This is a genomic window from Bogoriella caseilytica, from assembly GCF_003752405.1.
Lineage (GTDB): Bacteria > Actinomycetota > Actinomycetes > Actinomycetales > Actinomycetaceae > Allobogoriella > Allobogoriella caseilytica.
The window spans coordinates 1,754,876-1,771,602 of the sequence record NZ_RKHK01000001.1; the positions used below are offsets into that span (position 1 = coordinate 1,754,876).

Sequence of the window (16,727 nt, forward strand, 5' to 3'; positions counted from 1 at the left end):
GGAACGGGCGCCGGTCAGCCGCTCAGCGCTTGAGCCCCTGCATGATCTTCTCCATCACGGTGGTGTCAGCCAGCGTGGTGGCATCCCCGGCCTCCCGGCCCTCGGCGAGGTCACGCAGCAGGCGGCGCATGATCTTGCCCGAGCGGGTCTTCGGCAGCTCGGGCACGGCCTGGATCGAGCGAGGCTTGGCGATGGGGCTGATCTCCTTGGCCACATGCCCGCGCAGCTCAGCCATGAGCTCCTCGGTCTCGCCCTTGCCGGCGTCCCCGTGCAGGATCACGAAGGCCACCACGGCTTGACCGGTGTCCTCGTCGGTGGCACCCACCACGGCGGCTTCGGCCACCGCGGGGTGGGAGACGAGCGCCGATTCGATCTCGGCGGTGGAGAGGCGGTGGCCGGAGACGTTCATGACGTCGTCCACGCGGCCAAGCACCCAGATGTCACCGTCGTTGTCCTTGCGGGCACCGTCACCGGCGAAGTACCGGCCCGGGAAACGCGACCAGTAGGTGTCGGTGAAGCGCTGCATGTCGCCCCAGATGCCGCGCAGCATGCCCGGCCACGGCTCAGTGAGCACCAGGTAACCGGAGCCACCGTCCGGCACGGGCTGGCCGTTGTCGTCGAGGATCTCGGCGCTCACCCCGGGGAGCGGGCGCTGCGCGGAACCGGGTTTCGCGGCGGTGACTCCCGGGAGCGGGGTGATCATGATGCCGCCGGTCTCGGTCTGCCACCAGGTGTCCACCACGGGGGTGGTGCCGGCGCCGATCACGCGCCGGTACCAGCGCCAGGCCTCGGGATTGATGGGCTCCCCGACCGAGCCGAGCACCCGCAGGGAGGAGAGGTCGTTGCGGGCGGGGAACTCCTCGCCCCACTTCATCGCCGCACGGATCGCGGTCGGGGCGGTGTACAGGATCGTGACGCCGTATTTCGCCACGATCTGCCACCAGCGGTCCTTCTCGGGGGTGTCAGGTGTGCCCTCGTAGATCACCTGGGTGGCGCCGTTGAGCAGCGGGCCGTAAGTGACATAGGTGTGCCCGGTGATCCACCCGATGTCGGCGGTGCAGAAGTAGACGTCCGATTCTGGCTTGAGGTCGAAGACATTGCGGTGGGTGTAGGCGGCCTGGGTGAGGTAGCCACCGGTGGTGTGCAGGATGCCCTTGGGCTTCCCGGTGGTCCCGGAGGTGTAGAGGATGAACAGCGGGTGCTCGGCCTCGACGTCGACCGGGGTGTGCTCGGGGCTTGCCGCTTCCAGTGCCTCGTTCCAGCGCACGTCGCGGCCCTCGGTCCAGGAGACCTCCTGCCCGGTGCGTTCCACGACGAGCACGTGCTCGACCGGGGTGCCCTTGGCCAGGGCGTCGTCCACGGCCGGCTTGAGCGCCGAGGGCTTGCCGCGCCGGTAGCCGCCGTCGGCGGTGATCACCACCTTCGCCTCGGCGTCGACGATGCGGGAGTACAGCGCCTCGGCGGAGAAGCCGCCGAAGATCACCGAGTGCGGCGCGCCGATACGTGCGCAGGCGAGCATCGCGATGACCGCCTCGGGGATCATGGGCAGGTAGATGGCCACCCGGTCGCCGGTAGCGACGCCCAGCTCGGTCAGCGCATTGGCTGCGCGCGAGACCCGCTCCTGCAACTCGGCATAGGTGAGGGCCTGGGAGTCGCCGGGCTCCCCTTCGAAGTGGATGGCGACGCGGTCGCCGAGCCCGGCGGCCACGTGGCGATCGACGGCGTTGTAGGCCGCGTTCAACCGGCCGTCGCCGAACCAGCGCGCCACCGGGGCGCCGGAGAAGTCCAGGGTCTCGGTGAAGGGCTGCGCCCAGTCCAGCAGATCCCGCGCCTGGCCCGCCCAGAAGGCCTCCCGGTCTCCCTCGGCCGCCTGGTAGAGATCCGCCGTGGCATTGGCCTGTGCGGCGAAATCGGCGCTGGGTGGGAAGGTCTCCGCGGTGTGGGGTTCGGGCTGTGCGGACATCGGCGTCCTCCTCATTTCTACGGCAGAACCGGAGGCGCGCTTGCTGGCTGCCCCGGGAGTCTCACTGTAGCCAGCATGCGGCGCCTGGCGCTCCCGGGGTCACGGGCGGTCGCGGCGGTCGGTCTGCGTGGTCGCGCGGGCGCATTCTGCCTCGGCGAGCGTGCCGCCCAGCACCGGGCCCCGCGCCTCAGGCGGCGGGACGGTGGGTGCTGCGGGCGTAGGCGTCTTCGGCGCGTTGGTCGTCCCGGCCGGCCCGGCGGGCCGCAGTGACCAGGATGCCCAGTAGGAGCAGGCCCAGTGCGTAGAGGGTCAGCCGGCCCACGAGGGCATCGGCCTGGAGGTGGTAGGCGATGTTCGGTCCGAGGGCATCGAAGAGACCGAGGTTCTCCAGCCGGGTCATGGCCGGCGCGACCAGGTCGGTGGCCCAGCCGGGTGCGAGCAGGAAGGGGAGGCTGATCAGCGTGACCAGGGCGCCGATGATGATGGCACCGAGCGCCGACCACCGGGCGAGTGCCAGGATCCCTGCGGCCAGGGCGAGACCGGCGAGCACCTCGAGCATCGGCCATACGGCGAGTTGTCCGGGTGAGGCAGTCTGCGCGATCGCCAGGCGGGCTCCGCCGTCGGCGATGAGGTACCAGGCGATGGGCACCAGGAGCAGCGTGAGGAATGGTGTGAGCACATGGGCCCAGGCCCGGGACGGCGGCCGCACCTGGGTGGCCCCGTCGAGCAGGGCCGCGTCCTCGGCGGCCTCCGGCTCCTGCTCCGGCGGGGTGCGTCCCGCCGGCAGGGCGACAGTGGGCTCGGTGGCCACCGGTGATGCTGCGCTTCCGCCCCTGGCAGGGGTGGCAGTGGGGGCGAGCAACCCCTGGCGTCGCACGGCAGTGGACTCGAGGTCCTCCTCGCGGTCCGGGCTGGCCGGCGGCGAAGAGGTGGTGGCGAGCCAGGTCGGTCGTGTGCGCCGGGTGGGTCCCGCTGCCGGGGACGACGCGCTGGGCGGTGCCGGGGCTTCTGAGGCCGGTGGAGCAGGTGCGGCAGTGGCCGGGCTCTCCGGGGAGGCGGTCCCAGGCGGGGCGTGCTCAGGCGGGGCGTGCTCGGGCGGGGCGTGCTCGGCAGCTTCGGGTGTGGGTGACCCGGGAACGTCGGTGCCGGAAGCGCCGGCAGAGGTGGCCTCCGGTGCGCGATCGGAATCAGAGGTCGTCACGGGTGCTCCCTGGGTTGCTGCGCAGCGCGGTCTGCGCCTGCTCGCACCGTATCGACCGCACGGACCTCAGCGGTGCCAACGCGCCGCTCAGACCCGGAAAGGCCGCGAGCCACCGCATGCTCCACAGCACGCTCGACGCTGGTGATTTATCCACAGATGCTCGGGGCGTGGCTGCAGGCGCGTGGTCACCGCGTGCAGGCTCGCGCCATGACCACCACCGGACTCTTGCTGGACCGTCCTGCTGCCGGAGCCGCCCTGCGCGGCGCCGATGCCGAGCTTGCGGTCAGGGTTGCCCGGCTGGCGGAGCTGGCCGGGATCGAGCTGGCCATGCTCAGTCTCACCGACCCCGCCCCACCGGTGGCGGTCCTGCTGGATGCGCTCCCGGGCGGTCAGGTGCAGATCACCCTCGACCCCGGCCGTGCCGCCGCGGCAGAAGCGGCGCTGCCGGCCACGGTGACGATTCCTGGCGAGGAGGCCCGCCTCCTCGATGCGCTGGTGGTGGCGGCTCTGCCTTTCCGGGCGCGCACCGTGGGAGTGCTGGCGGCGCATGGCGGAGCCGGGGCCTCCTCCCTCGCGGCAGCGCTGGCTCGCGCGGCCACGGTGGTGGGGATGGCCACCGCACTGGTGGACCTCGATCCCGGCGGCGGTGGCCTGGACGTGCTGCTTGGGATCGAGTTCGATCCGGGCCGCCGCTGGGCCGATGTGCGTGCGGAACGCGGCGCCTTCCTAGCCGAACGGCTCGCGCTCACTCTCCCGGCCTGGCATCTGGTGCGCGTGCTCTCCGGTGATCGCCGTGGCGGTGCGGATGTCTCCGACCTGGCCGTCCGCTCAGCAGTGCGGGCCCTGGGCCAGGGGCATGACTTGATCGTCCTCGATCTCCCACGCCAGGTTCTCGCCCCGGGCCAGGCGCGCGAGGTGTGGCTTGATCGCTGCGACGACCTCGTGCTTCTCAGCCGCGGCGGGGTCCGCGCCGGCGCGGCCACGATGGCCGCCGCTGAGCTGGCCGGAGCGGGGCCGGAGGTGCATCTGGTAGTCCGCTCCGCCCAGCGGCATGCCCGCGATGTCGCCGAGCTTGCTGGCCTGCCCCTGGCGGGGGTCATGGGTACTGAACGCAGTCTGAATGCCGATGTCGATCACGGCTTGCGCCCCGGTGACCGGCGCCGTGGACCTTTGATGACCTGCGCACGTGCCCTGGTGGCGGACTTGGAGCTGGACCGATGAGCGCGCCGGTCGATGACGCGGTCGCCCGCGTGCGCCGCCGGCTGGCTGAGGGTGCTGATCTCACGAGTGCCCTGTCCAGCACGGGCGACGTCGGGGCGGGAGAACTCCTCGAGACCGCTGAACGGGTGCATGCCGCCACGCACGGCGGCGGACCCGTGCAAGCACTCCTGGATGACCCAGCGGTGACCGACGTGCTGGTCAACGGTGGCAACGGCGTCTGGGTGGATCGGGGCCAGGGTATGGAACGCACTCCGCTCACCCTCGATGCTCCGGCCGCCCGGGGACTGGCCACCCGGCTGGCCGCGGCTTCGGGGCGCCGGCTCGACGACGCCAGCCCGATCGTCGATGGCACCTTGCCCGGCGGCACCCGGTTGCACGCCGTGTTGCCGCCACTGGGTGCTGAGGGAGCGCTGATCTCCTTGCGCACCCACCGGCAGACGGCTATGACGCTGGAGGACCTGGTGGCCGCCGGCACCGTGCCCCGCGCGCTTGAGCCCGTTGTCCGTGCGTTGGTGAGCAGTCGCGCCAATGTGTTGATCTCCGGCGCCACCGGGTCCGGGAAGACCACCTTGCTGGCCGCCCTGCTCTCCCTGGCAGGGCACGGCGAGCGGCTTATCTGCATCGAGGAGTCCGCGGAGCTGCGACCTGATCATCCCCATGTGGTGCACCTGCAGGTGCGGCGCGCGAATGTGCAGCAAGCCGGCGAGGTGGCTCTGGCCGAACTCGTGCGAGCCGCTATGCGGATGCGACCGGATCGCCTGGTTCTCGGTGAGTGCCGGGGGGCGGAGGTACGTGAGGTGCTGACCGCGTTGAACACCGGCCACGACGGCGGTTGGGCGACGGTCCACGCCAACACTGTCCGAGAGGTCCCCGCCCGGCTCGTGGCCCTGGGCGCGCTCGCGGGCATGAGTGAGCAGACCACCGCCGCCCAGGCAGTTGCAGCCGTGGACGCCGTGATCCACCTCCGGCGCGGAGGCGATGGTACGCGGCGGATGGAGCAGATCGGGGTGCTGGAGCGCACCGGCGCTGAGCTGGCCTGCCGTGAAGCTGTGATCCACCGCGAGGGGCAGGTCCGCAGCGGCCCGGCGTGGGAGGTGCTCGCCCGGCGGCTCGGCCTCGACAACCGCCTCGATCCGTGACGCTCCTGGCGTGGCTCGCGCTGGCCGGCGCTGTCGCGCTACTGCTGGCGCCCCAGCGTCTGCCCCCCGCCAGCCATGCGGGCGCCGTCGCGGGTGCTGAGAGTTCAGGTGCGCGAGCTCGCTGGCGGTTGCGCCGCAGGAGCAAGCCGCGCCCCGTGGACCTCGGCGCAGTCGCCGCCGAGGTCGCCACGCGACTTCAGGCAGGCGCCACGGCCGAGTCCGCCTGGGCCCGCACGATGGCGCGCGCCGGCCTGGCACACAGTCAGGTGGCGGAACTCGATGATCGTGGCGTCCCGCGCGCCCTCGCGCAGCTGGCTGAACCGGCTCCCGCAGTCAGGGGGGCGGCGGCGATGCGCACCCGCTTGACGGGGGTGCGCCCAGGAGATGCTGTGCCGCCGGAAGCAGCTGGGGCTCTGCCCGGGATGCTGGCCGCGTGCCGGCTCAGTCATGACCTCGGGGTGCCCGCAGCCGAGATCCTCCAGCGCTGCGCCCACGGCATCGGCGAGGCCGGCCAGGCGCACTCCGCCCGTGCCATTGCGCTGGCCGGCCCGCGCTCCACCGCCCGGCTCCTCGGGTGGCTGCCGGTCTTCGGTCTGATCGTGGGGATCGGGTTGGGTCTGGACCCCGTCGCGGTGCTGCTCGGAGGCGGCCTCGGATCGCTCTCGTTGCTCGCTGGCGTCCTCTGCATGCTGGCCGGCCGCCGCTGGGTGCGGGCGCTGGACCGGGCGGCCGAGCACGCCGATGGCTGGAGTGCAGGAGGCGCACCAGGTGCGCTGGATCCGGCGGTCGTGCTAGACCTCGCCGACGCCGGCCTGAGTGCGGGTTCCTCGGTCCCAGCGATGATCCTTGGCCTGGGCCACGCCCTCGATGACCGGGACGACGGCGCGAGTGCGGCACTACGCCGCGCCGGGCGCGCTCTCCTTCTCGGGGCCCATTGGCCGGAGGCGTGGGCCGATGCGCCGGAGACCTTGAGCAGCCTCAGTGAGGCCCTCGAACCGGCCTGGAGGGATGGCGCCGACCCGGGCCCCCTGCTCCGCCAGGCCGCCGCCGCCGTGCGGGCGGGACGGTCACGCCGCGCTCAGGAGGCCGCCGCGCGCCTCGGCTCCCGCCTCGTGCTGCCCCTGGGCGTCTGCTACCTCCCGGCGTTCATCCTTCTCGGCGTGGTGCCCGTGGTGGTCTCCGCTGGTGGCCTGGTCCTCCACTGAACAGTGCACGGGTGGCGCCCAGGCCGGACCACATCGAAGCCAGTGCGGTCCGTCCACAGATGCTCCCCTGCAAACGCCCCCATCCCCAGCCGCCGGGGAGAGCGAGGCGGCGCACCGCTCCGCTACCGCACGCTGCCTTCCACGGCCGGCGTTCCGATCGGCCAGAAACCCACCGGGCGGCTCGATCGCCCAGCGAAAGGAGGCACCGTGACTGTCCACGGCCGCCCTGGAAGACGCCACGCTGCCATCACCCGCCCCGCCCAGCGGCGCGCTGTGCTGATCCGCCGCTGGCGGGCGATCCGTTCCGCGGAGGAAGGCATCGCCACCGCCGAGTACGCGCTGGTCATGGTGGCGGCCGCCGCCCTCGCCGGCGTACTGCTGCTGGTGATCCGCTCGCCAATGGTGCAGCAGGCCATCGAGGGCATCATCTCAAGCGTATTCACCGCCTGATGACCGCCGTTTGCCCCGCGGACGACCAGTGTGCCCGACGTGCTCGGCCTTTGCGGGAGTGCGCGCCCCGGGCACACCGCGTCCGGTGGCGCCGCTGCTCCGCCCACCGCACCCGCTCACTGCGACGGCGCCCGGCGCCCGGTGGCGAACGCGGTGCGGCGACGGCGGAGTTCGCCCTCGCCCTGCCGGCTGTGGTCACCGTGCTGGTGGCGGTCCTGCTGGTGGCATCGGCCTCGCTCACCCAGGTGCGGGTGGCGGATGCTGCACGGGCCGGAGCCCGTGCGGTGGCCCTGGGTGAGATCGAGAGTGACGTCCGCTCGCTTGCGGTCGCCATCGCGGGGGACAGCGCCGAAATCGGCATCGGGCGTGCCGGCGAGTTCGTGGAGGTCACGGTCGCCCGTCCGGTGCCGGGACCCTTGGGGTGGATCGACGTCACCGCACGCGCGCAGGCGGTTGCGCGGCCCGAACCCGGCTCATGACGCACGCCCTCGCCCGCGGGGACCGTGGCTCCGGCACGGTCCTTGCCGTGGCCCTCGTGGGCGTCCTGGCCGCCTGTGCGCTCGCGGTCGCCTCGGTTGGTGCGGCTGTTGATGCCCGCGGGCGAGCGCAGGCCGCCGCCGATCTGGCCGCCCTGGCGGCCGCGAGCAGCCTGTACGAGATCGGCGGACCCGACCCGTGCGTGGTGGCCGCTCAGCTCGCGCAGCTCAATAGCGCGGAACTGCGATCCTGCACGGTCCGCGGACACGAGGTGGAGGTCACCGCCACCGTGACCGCGCAGCTCCCGGGCCGTCTTGCGGCACACGTGGAGGCACAGGCACGCGCCGGCCCGGCCTGATCAGCGCGCGGAACGCTCCAGCAGCGCCAGCAGGCGCAGCGCGCCGCGCTTGTCCAAGGGCGAGTTGCCGTTCCCGCACTTCGGTGACTGCACGCATGAGGGGCAGCCATGAGCGCACGCGCAGGAGGCAATCGCGGCCCGGGTGTCGCGGATCCACTGCTCCGCCATCCGGAAGCCCCGTTCGGCGAAGCCGGCGCCACCGGCGAAGCCGTCGTAGACGAAGACCGTGGGCTGTGCGGTCTGGTGGTGCAGCGCGGTCGAAAGGCCGCCGATATCCCACCGGTCGCAGGTGGCCAGCAGCGGCAGCAATGCGATCGAGGCGTGCTCGGCCGCGTGCAGCGCACCTGGTAGGACGTCCTTGCCCACGCTCACCGCCGTGCAGCTCTCCTCCGGCAGGGTCCACCACACGGCAGTCGTGCGCAGCACGCGTTCCGGTCGCTCGAGGGGATAGGTCCCCACGATCTCCATGCCCGGAAGCATCCGCCGCTCGTAACCGGTGACCTGGCTGGTGACCTCGACGTCGCCGGCGTGCCAGGTGATGCCCTCACCCCAGGAGGCCTCCTCGCGCTGGTGCAGGATCCGCACCTGCGAGGAAGTGCGCGCCCGCGTGCGGTAGGCGGCCTCCGGTGCGGCGTGCACCACCGCCACGTCGTCCTCGAGTTGCTCCACCAGGAAACTGCGGCCCTGGTGGAGGTAGATCGCTCCCGGGTGAACGCTGGAGTCGGCGCGTGCGCCATCCACGGTGCCCAGCACGGAACCGGTGCCGGCCTCCACGATCTGCACCGGTCGGGGGCCGGAGCCGCGCAGGTCGGCGAGGTCGTGGGGGCGCTCGGGCCGGGAGATGTCCCAGAACCACCCCGTGGGCCGACGGCGGAGCAAGCCGCGGTGCGCCAGCTCCTCGAGCAGCGTCTCGTCCGGCAGGCCGAAGAGCGCGAGATCCGGGCCGGTGAGGGGAAGCTCCTGGGCCGCGGCGCACAGGTGAGGTGCCAGCACGTAGGGGTTCGCCGGGTCGAAGGTGGTGGCCTCCAAGCCCTGCAGCGCTTCCGGATGATGTGCCACATAGGTCTCCAGCGCGTCCTCACCGGCTATGAACACGGCCACGCCGTCTGACCCGGCGCGGCCGGCCCGGCCGGCCTGCTGGCGCAGGGAGACCCGCGTGCCAGGCCATCCGCTGATGACCACCGCGTCGAGCCCGGCGATGTCGACCCCCAGCTCCAGCGCATTCGTGGTGGCCAGGCCGAGCAGATCCCCGCGGCGCAGCGCCCGCTCCAGCTCACGGCGCTCTTCGGGCAGGTAGCCCCCACGGTAGGCCGCCACGCGCTCTGCCAGGGCCGCCCCCTGCTCGCCGTGGCCGCGGAGGTGCTCGCGGATGTGCCCGGCCAGTGCCTCCGCGCCGGCACGCGAGCGCACGAAGGCCATGGTGCGGGCCCCGGCAGCGACCAGGTCCGCGACGAGTTCCGCGGCCTCGGAGGCAGCGGAGCGCCGCGGCGCGGGATCGCCGTCGACCGGAGAATCACCGCCGATCGGGTCACCGGTCTGCCCCACCTCGGGCAGCAGCCAGGGGTCGTCGTCCTCGGGGGAGAAAGAGCGGCTCAGGCGCGGTTGCCAGAGCACGAGGGTGCGCCGGCCCGCCGGAGCGGAGTCCTCAGTGACCACCTCGAGGGCCGCCGGGGGTACGCCGATGAGCCGCGCGGCGGTCTGCGCGGGGTCGGCGGTGGTGGCCGAGGCGGCGAGCACCACCGGCTCGGCCCCGAAGGAACGGGCCAGGCGCAGCACGCGGCGCACGATCAAGGCCACATGCGCTCCGAGCACACCTCGATAGGCATGGCACTCGTCCAGCACCACGTAGCGCAGGCCCTGGAGCAGCCGCACCCAGCGGCGGTGCCCGGGCAGGAGGGAGAAGTGCACAAAATCGGGGTTGGTGAGCACCACGTCAGCGTGCTCTCGGACCCAGTCCCGCTCCTGCAGGGGGGTGTCGCCGTCACAGGTCGCGGCCCGGACGTCACGGACGCCGGCGGAGCCGAGCAGGCGCTCGAGCCCGGCGAGCTGGTCCGCCGAGAGCGCCTTGGTCGGGGAGAGGTAGAGCGTGGTGGGCCGGCGCTGGAGGGCGGCGATGGAGCCGGAGGTGCCCGCCGCCTCACGCACCGCGGTCAGAGCGGGCAGCCATGCCGCCAGGGACTTCCCGGAGCCGGTTCCGGTGGCGATCACCGTGTGCCGGCCGGCTCGTAATGCGTCTGCGGCCTGAACCTGGTGGGTCCAGGGCTCCGCCACCCCCATCTCGCGGTAACCGGCCACCAGCGCGGAGTCGGCCCAGGCAGGCCACGGCGCCGTGCGGGCCGGTCGCGCCGGAGTGGTCTCCACATGGAGCAAACGCCCGTCGGGCTCCCCGAGGGAACGCAGGAGCCCCAGGAGGTCGGGCGGCGCGAAGGCGGACACCCCTCCAGTGTGGCCGATGAGGCATGCGCAGACCCCCGAAGCCATCGGCTTCGAGGGTCTGCGGTCATGCGCTGAGCGGGGGGCATGCGGAGCGCACGGCGCTCCAGGTCCGGTGCTAGTCGCGCCTGCGGCGCCAGCTCCTGCGCTTCGGCGCCTCCGGAAGGGTGAAGGCGGCGCCAGCCTCGCCAGGCGTGCTGGGCGACGCGCCCGGCTCATGCTCGGCAGCCATCCGCACAGTGACGGTGGCGAGTTCCTCGCGGAAGCGATCAGGGAACTGCTCGTCGAGGGTCTCGTCGACCTGTTTCTCGACGTGGGTCTCCATTCGTGCGGCGACTCGGCGTTCGAGTTCCTCGCGACGATGGCGGCGCTCCGCCTCCACCAGCACCTGGTGCTCGCCGTTGAGTGCCTTCCACAGCGCCACGCACATGGCGAGCATGACGATCATCACCGGCACCGAGGTCAGGATGGCGGCGTCCCGCAAGAGGGTGAGACCACCGGCCACCAGCAGCAGGATGGCCACCAGGCCTTCCAGTCCGGCCCACATGGCGCGCGACCACTTCGGCGGATCGAGCTCGCCGCCCGAGGCGATCATGTCGATGACCAGCGAACCGGAGTCGGAGGAGGTGATGAAGAAGATCGCCACCATGACGGTGGCCACGATCGCCAGGCCGGCGGCCAGGGCCGTGCCGCCACCGGCGAGCACGTCGATGTAGTTGAACAGCACCGCCTCGGGCTGTTCGCCCACGGTTCCGGCTGTCTCGGTGGACCACAGACGGCCCTCGCCGCCGTCTTCCCAGGCCTCGTAGATCGCGCCGGCGCCCATCACGGTGAACCACACGAAGCTCATCACCGTCGGGACCAGCAGCACACCGCCGATGAACTGGCGCACGGTGCGGCCCTTGGAGATGCGCGCGATGAAGACGCCGACGAACGGCGCCCACGAGATCCACCAGCCCCAGTAGAAGACCGTCCACCAGCGCTGGAAGGAGAAGCCTTCCTCGCCCGTGTAGGCCGCCGTGTGGAAGGTCAGCGGGACCACGGCTCCGAGGTAGTCGCCGATGGACTCCACCAGGGTGCGCAACAGCCACAGGGTCGGGCCGAGCAGCAGCATGGCGATCAGGAAGATGGCTGCCATGCCGAGGTTGACGTTCGAGAGCCACTTGATGCCCTTGCCCACCCCGGAGACCACCGAGATCAGCGCGATGCCCGAAACCACCACGATCACCAGGATCAGTGCGATGCTGCCCACGGACCCGTCCTCGTCGAAGCCCCAGGAGGGGATCAGGCCGAGGTGGTTCAAGCCGGCGGCGATCTGGCTGACGCCCAGGCCCAGGGAGGTGGCCACGCCGAAGACCGTGCCGACGATGGCGATGACATCGATGACGTCGCCGATCCAGCCCTTGACCCGGTCACCGAGCAGCGGCTCGAGGGTCCAGCGGATCGAGACCGGACGACCCTTGCGGTGGATCGCGTAAGCCAGTGCCAGGCCGATGACGGCGTAGATCGCCCAGGCGTGGAAGCCCCAGTGCAGGAAGGTCTGGTTCATGGCCTGTTCGGCCACTCCGGCGATGTCGCCCTCAACCCAGTGGTTGTATCCCTCGGCGGCACCGTCGAGACGTTCGCCATTGACGCCAGGTCGCGGTGAGGTGAAGTACTCCAGAGGCTCGGCCGCGCCCCAGAACACCAGTCCGATACCCATGCCGGCGGCGAAGAGCATCGCGAACCAGGAGAGCAGCGAGAACTCGGGCTTGTCGTCGTCCTGGCCGAGCTTGATGTCGCCGAAACGGCTCAGGCCCATGACGAGCGAGAAGAGGACGAAGCCGGCCACGGCCACGACCATCCAGGGGCCGAGACCCGAGACCACGCCCTGCATGGTGGTCTCGATGGTGTTGGCGAGCCCGGTCTCCACGGACTCGGCGACGTCACCGCTCCAGATCTGCGGCACGATGACCGAGGTGACGAAGGGGACGAGCGTCATCACCAGAATGATGATCAGGGCAGGAATGAAGACGCGGGGCGCGGGGATCCGCCCTCGTCGCTTGCGGGGCTGCGCGCTCGGCGCAGCCGATGCGCCGTGCGGGGGCCTGGGGGGAGCGCTCAACGAATCCTCCTGATCGTCGTGGGGTCAGACGCGAGGACGTGTTTCCACGACTGCGCGCCAGCCGGTGTGCAGGGGCACGGTACCGGTCATTCACGAACCTGCAACAGCCCGTTCAGCGAGTTGGCCACATGTCCAGCATGCGAACAGGGCGCGTCCAGGAAGTGACATGACCCATATCGATCTGGTGACATTCCGGCCGTGGGGGTAGCCAAGGGAACTTTTTTTCGGTTTGTTACCTCTGACCAATGGAGTTTTACACGGCTGTGACATCAGTCTGTGAGACTTCCTCTCACCCACCGTGGTCGCAGGACCACGATCCCGGTCCCCATCAGACAAGGAACGACGCACATGACTCCACACAAGCTGCTCCCGAGGGCCGCAGCGGCCGCCGGCGCATTGTTGCTGGGCGCGACGCTCTCGGTGCCAGCCTGGGCCGATGCCGATGAGGCGGAGACCGACACCGACGAGGGGGTCGAGTCGGCCGACGAGGTCGACAGCGATGACCCCAACACCCTCGTCGTCGGGACCTCGCAGTCCATCGAGACCTGGAACCCGTTCCAGCAGACGTACGTCATCGAGCACCAGTTCCGTCAGATCACCTATGAGCCCCTGGTGCGCCTCAGTGCCGAGGACTACACCCCGGAGCCGGGCCTTGCTGAAGACTGGGAAGCCTCAGAGGATGGCTTGACCTGGACTTTCGAACTGCGTGAGGACGCGTACTGGCACGACGGTGAGCAGTTCACCGCCGAGGATGTGGTGTACACCTACCACATCATGCGCGAAGACCCGGACATCTCAGCCCGGAACGCTCCGACCAACGAGCTCATCGCCGACGTACGCGCCGAGGACGACTTCACCGTGGTCTTCGAGCTCAACTTCCCGGACATCGGCATCGAGGCCAGTGACCAGGTCATCGTGCCGAAGCACATCTGGGAGGAGCACGAGGGCGCCTGGGGCGAGTACGACAACGACGACTTCCCGATCGTCGGCATCGGCCCCTTCCAGGCCTCCGAGTTCTCGGTGGACTCCTACATCCGATACACCGCCAACGAGGACTACTTCCGCGGCGCACCGGGCTTCGACGAGCTCGTCTTCCAGTACTACACCGAGCCCGACACCTCCATCGCGGCCCTGGAGGCCGGCGAGGTGGACCTCATCGGTGGCCTGAACGAGCAGCAGATCCGCCGCTTGGAAGGCATCGAGCACGTCACCACGAACACCGCCCCCGACCGGCGCTGGTTCGCCATGCGCTTCAACCACGGACCGCAGACCCGCGACGGTGAGGAGTTCGGCAACCTGCGCGAGGCCGTGACCGACCCGGCGGTGCGCCAGGCCATTCATCACGCACTGGACCGCGAGGAGCTCATCGAGCGCGTGCGTGGCGGATTCGGCGACCCGGCCACCTCCATCGTGCCGAACGTGTTCACCAACATCTGGTGGGAGCCCAGCGACGACATCCGCGTGGACTTCGACCTCGACGCCGCGAACACCCTCCTCGATGAGGCCGGCTACGAGTGGGCCGACGGCGCGGACTTCCGCACCACCCCCGACGGTGAACCGCTGGAGCTGCGCATCGCCGTGGATGCCGGGAACACCGAGCGTGAGAACACCTCCCTCTTCATCCAGGAGTGGCTCGCCGAGATCGGCATCGACCTCGAGCGCGTCATCACCGAGGACGTCGAGGACCTGTTCCTCAATGGTGATGTCGAGATGTCCTTCACCGGATGGGGCATCCAGCCCAACCCGGTGTACAACCTCAACCGTCAGTCCTGCGGCCAGCTCCCGGTCGAACCGGGCGATGGTGGTACCGACACCTACTACTGCAACGAAGACTTCGACGCACTGATCGCCGAGTCCCAGCAGGAGCTGGACGAGGACCGCTCTGTCGAGCTCTTCCACGAGCTGCAGGAGACTCTGTACACCGACAACGTGATGATCTTCCTGTGGTACCCCCACGTGATGGAGGCGTACAACAACGTCAAGATCACTGACGTCACCACCCAGCCCGAGGACGAGGGCATGATCATGGGCCAGTCGGGTCCGTGGGCCTACTGGTCCGCCCAGCCCACCGGCGAGACCTTCGGCGGCGTGTCCACCGGCGTCCTGATCGGTACCGGTGTCGTGGTCATCGTGGCGGCCGGCGTTGTCGTCGCGGTCCTGGTCAAGCGCAAGAAGACCGCCGAGGATCGCGAGTGATTCGTCCATGACCTCACACACCACCGCGGCGTTGCCGGCCGGCTCTGAGTCGGCCGGCAACGCCCCGGGGGAGAAGGCACCCCGCTCCTCCTCCGGCTTCGGGCGCTATCTCATCAACCGGATCAGCGGCACGATCGTCTCGCTGATCGCGATCGTCTTCTCCGCCTTCTTCATCTTCCGCGTGCTCCCGGGTAACCCCGTGGAGAACCTGATGGCGGAGTTCGAGAACCCTTCCCCGGAACTCCAGGCCGCACTCATTGAGGAATGGGGCCTGAACGACCCGCTTCCGGTGCAGTTCTGGAACTACCTCACCGGCCTGCTGCAGGGAAACCTCGGCACCTCGATCCAGTTCGGCGTGCCGGTCAACCAGCTCTTCGCAGACCGGCTCTTCCCCACGTTGCTCCTGGGCGGCGTGGCTCTCATTCTGGCGGTCATCCTCGGCTACGGCCTGGGAGCGCAGGCAGCCTGGCGCCACGGCACCGGCTTCGACCGGCGCACGGTCTACACGGCCCTGGTCTTCTTCGCCGCCCCCACGTTCTGGGTGGCGATGATCGCCATCATCATCTTCTCCCGCGAGCTACGGCTCTTCCCCACCGGGCGGATGCGCTCGGCGGGCGCCGGGGACAACTTCTTCGCCCAGTTCCTCGACGTCGGCTATCACATGATCCTGCCGACGGTGACGCTGACGCTGATGATGTACTCCGGCTATCTGCTCACCATGCGCGCTGCCATGCTCGACGAAATGGGGAACGACTACCTGACCACCGCGCGGGCCAAGGGCTTGCGCGACAACGTGGTGCAGCGCAAGCACGCGATGCGCAACGCGATGTTGCCGACCACCACGGTGGTGTTCATGTCGATCGGCAACCTGATCAACGGTTCGCTGATCACGGAGATGATCTTCTCCTGGCCAGGGCTCGGCTATACGTTCTATCAGGCGATATCCGTGCCCGACTATCCGGTGCTGCAAGGCCTGTTCGTCATCTTCGCCGGTTCGACCGTGCTCGCGAATCTGGCAGCGGACATCATGTACTGGTTCATCGACCCGAGGGCGCGTAAGGCATGAGTACCGAGACAGCCACACCCTCCACCCCGCCGAGCCCGACCGCCGTCCGCCTGGCGCGGTGGAAGCGCTCCGCCGGCTCCACCTGGAAGGAGTTCCGCTCGCAGAAGGGCGGCATGGCCGGTCTGATCGGGCTGAGCTTCTTCATCCTCCTGGCGATCTTCGGCCCGGCCCTGGTGGACTCCAGCGCCCTGAGCGTCACCCAGGCCACCGGTGGCCGGATGGCCCCGCCAGGCGACGGCTACATCCTCGGCACCGACGAGTTCGGCCGCTCCGTGGCCCTGCTGACGCTCATGGGCGCCCGCGTCACTCTGATCATCGGCGTGGCCGCAGCGTTCATGGGCATGTTCATCGGCACGACGGTCGGCATCATCGCCGGTCACTTCGAGGGCAAGATCTCGTGGGTGCTGATGCGCATCACCGAGTGGTTCATGAACCTGCCCACCCTGGTGCTCGCGGTGGTGCTGGTGGTCATTCTGGGCCGCGGCATGCTCGTGCTGATCATCGCCATCGGTGTGACGTCCTGGGCGGGAACAGCCCGGGTCATCCGCGCGCAGACCCGAGCAGTGGAGGGCCGCCCCTACCTCGAGCGGGCTCGCGCGTTGGGGGCCGGTCACGGGCACCAGATGTCCCGCCACGTGCTGCCCAATGTGATGCCCTTGGTCATGGCCTCCACCATCATGGCGGTGGCCGGCGCCATCCTCTCCGAGTCCACCCTGGCCTTCCTCGGCCTGTACGACCCGGACAGCCTCTCCTGGGGGATGATGCTCAACCGCGCCTGGAGCTCGGGTGGGATGTCCGCCGGGGCGTGGTGGTACATGCTCCCGCCGGGATTCATGATCCTGCTCGTGGTGCTGTGCTTCACCCTGTGTGGCCGCGCCCTGGAGACCGCCCTCAACCCGCGCCTGAGGAAGTGA

Annotated in this window: 13 protein-coding genes; 9 read left to right on the forward strand and 4 right to left on the reverse strand. The window is 70.3% G+C overall.

The features are described from left to right. Window positions 1-22 precede the first annotated feature (22 nt). Window positions 23-1,963: an acetate--CoA ligase gene (acs, locus tag EDD31_RS07810; protein ID WP_123303650.1), complete on the reverse strand. Its 1,941-nt coding sequence runs from the start codon at window positions 1,961-1,963 to the stop codon at window positions 23-25. A 187-nt stretch (window positions 1,964-2,150) separates the two neighbouring features. Then, window positions 2,151-3,164, reverse strand: coding sequence for a hypothetical protein (locus tag EDD31_RS14745; protein WP_170163239.1), 1,014 nt, complete (start codon window positions 3,162-3,164; stop codon window positions 2,151-2,153). A gap of 207 nt (window positions 3,165-3,371) precedes the next feature. On the opposite strand from EDD31_RS14745, the gene ssd reads away from it, so the two are divergent. From ssd to EDD31_RS07850, 6 genes are all read left to right on the forward strand, one after another. Next, complete coding sequence (gene ssd / locus EDD31_RS07825) at window positions 3,372-4,385, forward strand: septum site-determining protein Ssd (protein ID WP_170163240.1); 1,014 nt, start codon at window positions 3,372-3,374, stop codon at window positions 4,383-4,385. Then, window positions 4,382-5,524: a TadA family conjugal transfer-associated ATPase gene (locus EDD31_RS07830; RefSeq protein WP_123303653.1), complete on the forward strand. Its 1,143-nt coding sequence runs from the start codon at window positions 4,382-4,384 to the stop codon at window positions 5,522-5,524. Before ssd ends, EDD31_RS07830 begins: the two co-directional genes overlap by 4 nt. Then, on the forward strand, window positions 5,521-6,729 hold the full coding sequence (locus EDD31_RS14875; RefSeq protein WP_211336085.1) for a hypothetical protein: 1,209 nt from the start codon (window positions 5,521-5,523) through the stop codon (window positions 6,727-6,729). The genes EDD31_RS07830 and EDD31_RS14875 overlap by 4 nt, the downstream gene beginning before the upstream one ends. 207 nt (window positions 6,730-6,936) lie before the next feature. Beyond that, a complete protein-coding gene (locus tag EDD31_RS07840) occupies window positions 6,937-7,179 on the forward strand; it encodes a DUF4244 domain-containing protein (protein ID WP_245991044.1) in 243 nt (80 codons plus the stop codon). Next, window positions 7,179-7,658, forward strand: coding sequence for a TadE family type IV pilus minor pilin (locus tag EDD31_RS07845; protein WP_123303654.1), 480 nt, complete (start codon window positions 7,179-7,181; stop codon window positions 7,656-7,658). Before EDD31_RS07840 ends, EDD31_RS07845 begins: the two co-directional genes overlap by 1 nt. Further along, window positions 7,655-8,014, forward strand: coding sequence for an Rv3654c family TadE-like protein (locus tag EDD31_RS07850; RefSeq protein WP_123303655.1), 360 nt, complete (start codon window positions 7,655-7,657; stop codon window positions 8,012-8,014). The genes EDD31_RS07845 and EDD31_RS07850 overlap by 4 nt, the downstream gene beginning before the upstream one ends. On the opposite strand, the gene EDD31_RS07855 is transcribed toward EDD31_RS07850, so the two are convergent. Next, complete coding sequence (locus EDD31_RS07855) at window positions 8,015-10,495, reverse strand: DEAD/DEAH box helicase (RefSeq protein ID WP_123303656.1); 2,481 nt, start codon at window positions 10,493-10,495, stop codon at window positions 8,015-8,017. Between the two features lie 70 nt (window positions 10,496-10,565). Beyond that, window positions 10,566-12,428: a BCCT family transporter gene (locus EDD31_RS07860; protein WP_123303657.1), complete on the reverse strand. Its 1,863-nt coding sequence runs from the start codon at window positions 12,426-12,428 to the stop codon at window positions 10,566-10,568. 471 nt (window positions 12,429-12,899) lie between these two features. Here EDD31_RS07860 and EDD31_RS07865 point away from each other — a divergent pair, with 471 nt between their 5' ends. The 3 genes from EDD31_RS07865 to EDD31_RS07875 are packed head-to-tail and all read left to right on the forward strand — an operon-like array spanning window position 12,900 to window position 16,727. Then, entirely contained in the window at window positions 12,900-14,747 is a 1,848-nt protein-coding gene (locus EDD31_RS07865) for an ABC transporter substrate-binding protein (protein ID WP_123303658.1), read from the forward strand. Between the two features lie 7 nt (window positions 14,748-14,754). After that, window positions 14,755-15,813 (forward strand): ABC transporter permease, encoded by a 1,059-nt coding sequence (locus EDD31_RS07870; protein ID WP_123303659.1) that lies wholly within the window; start codon window positions 14,755-14,757, stop codon window positions 15,811-15,813. Next, window positions 15,810-16,727, forward strand: a complete 918-nt coding sequence (locus EDD31_RS07875) for an ABC transporter permease (protein WP_123303660.1) — start codon at window positions 15,810-15,812, stop codon at window positions 16,725-16,727. Before EDD31_RS07870 ends, EDD31_RS07875 begins: the two co-directional genes overlap by 4 nt.

Bases quoted from the DNA above. Each gene is read 5' to 3' on its own strand.
- EDD31_RS07845 (WP_123303654.1), top strand. From the start codon at position 7,179: ATGACCGCCGTTTGCCCCGCGGACGACCAGTGTGCCCGACGTGCTCGG.
- acs (WP_123303650.1), bottom strand. From the start codon at position 1,963: ATGTCCGCACAGCCCGAACCCCACACCGCGGAGACCTTCCCACCCAGC.
- EDD31_RS07830 (WP_123303653.1), top strand. From the start codon at position 4,382: ATGAGCGCGCCGGTCGATGACGCGGTCGCCCGCGTGCGCCGCCGGCTG.
- ssd (WP_170163240.1), top strand. From the start codon at position 3,372: ATGACCACCACCGGACTCTTGCTGGACCGTCCTGCTGCCGGAGCCGCC.
- EDD31_RS07870 (WP_123303659.1), top strand. From the start codon at position 14,755: ATGACCTCACACACCACCGCGGCGTTGCCGGCCGGCTCTGAGTCGGCC.
- EDD31_RS07860 (WP_123303657.1), bottom strand. From the start codon at position 12,428: ATGACGCTCGTCCCCTTCGTCACCTCGGTCATCGTGCCGCAGATCTGG.
- EDD31_RS07855 (WP_123303656.1), bottom strand. From the start codon at position 10,495: ATGGCTTCGGGGGTCTGCGCATGCCTCATCGGCCACACTGGAGGGGTG.
- EDD31_RS07850 (WP_123303655.1), top strand. From the start codon at position 7,655: ATGACGCACGCCCTCGCCCGCGGGGACCGTGGCTCCGGCACGGTCCTT.
- EDD31_RS07875 (WP_123303660.1), top strand. From the start codon at position 15,810: ATGAGTACCGAGACAGCCACACCCTCCACCCCGCCGAGCCCGACCGCC.
- EDD31_RS07865 (WP_123303658.1), top strand. From the start codon at position 12,900: ATGACTCCACACAAGCTGCTCCCGAGGGCCGCAGCGGCCGCCGGCGCA.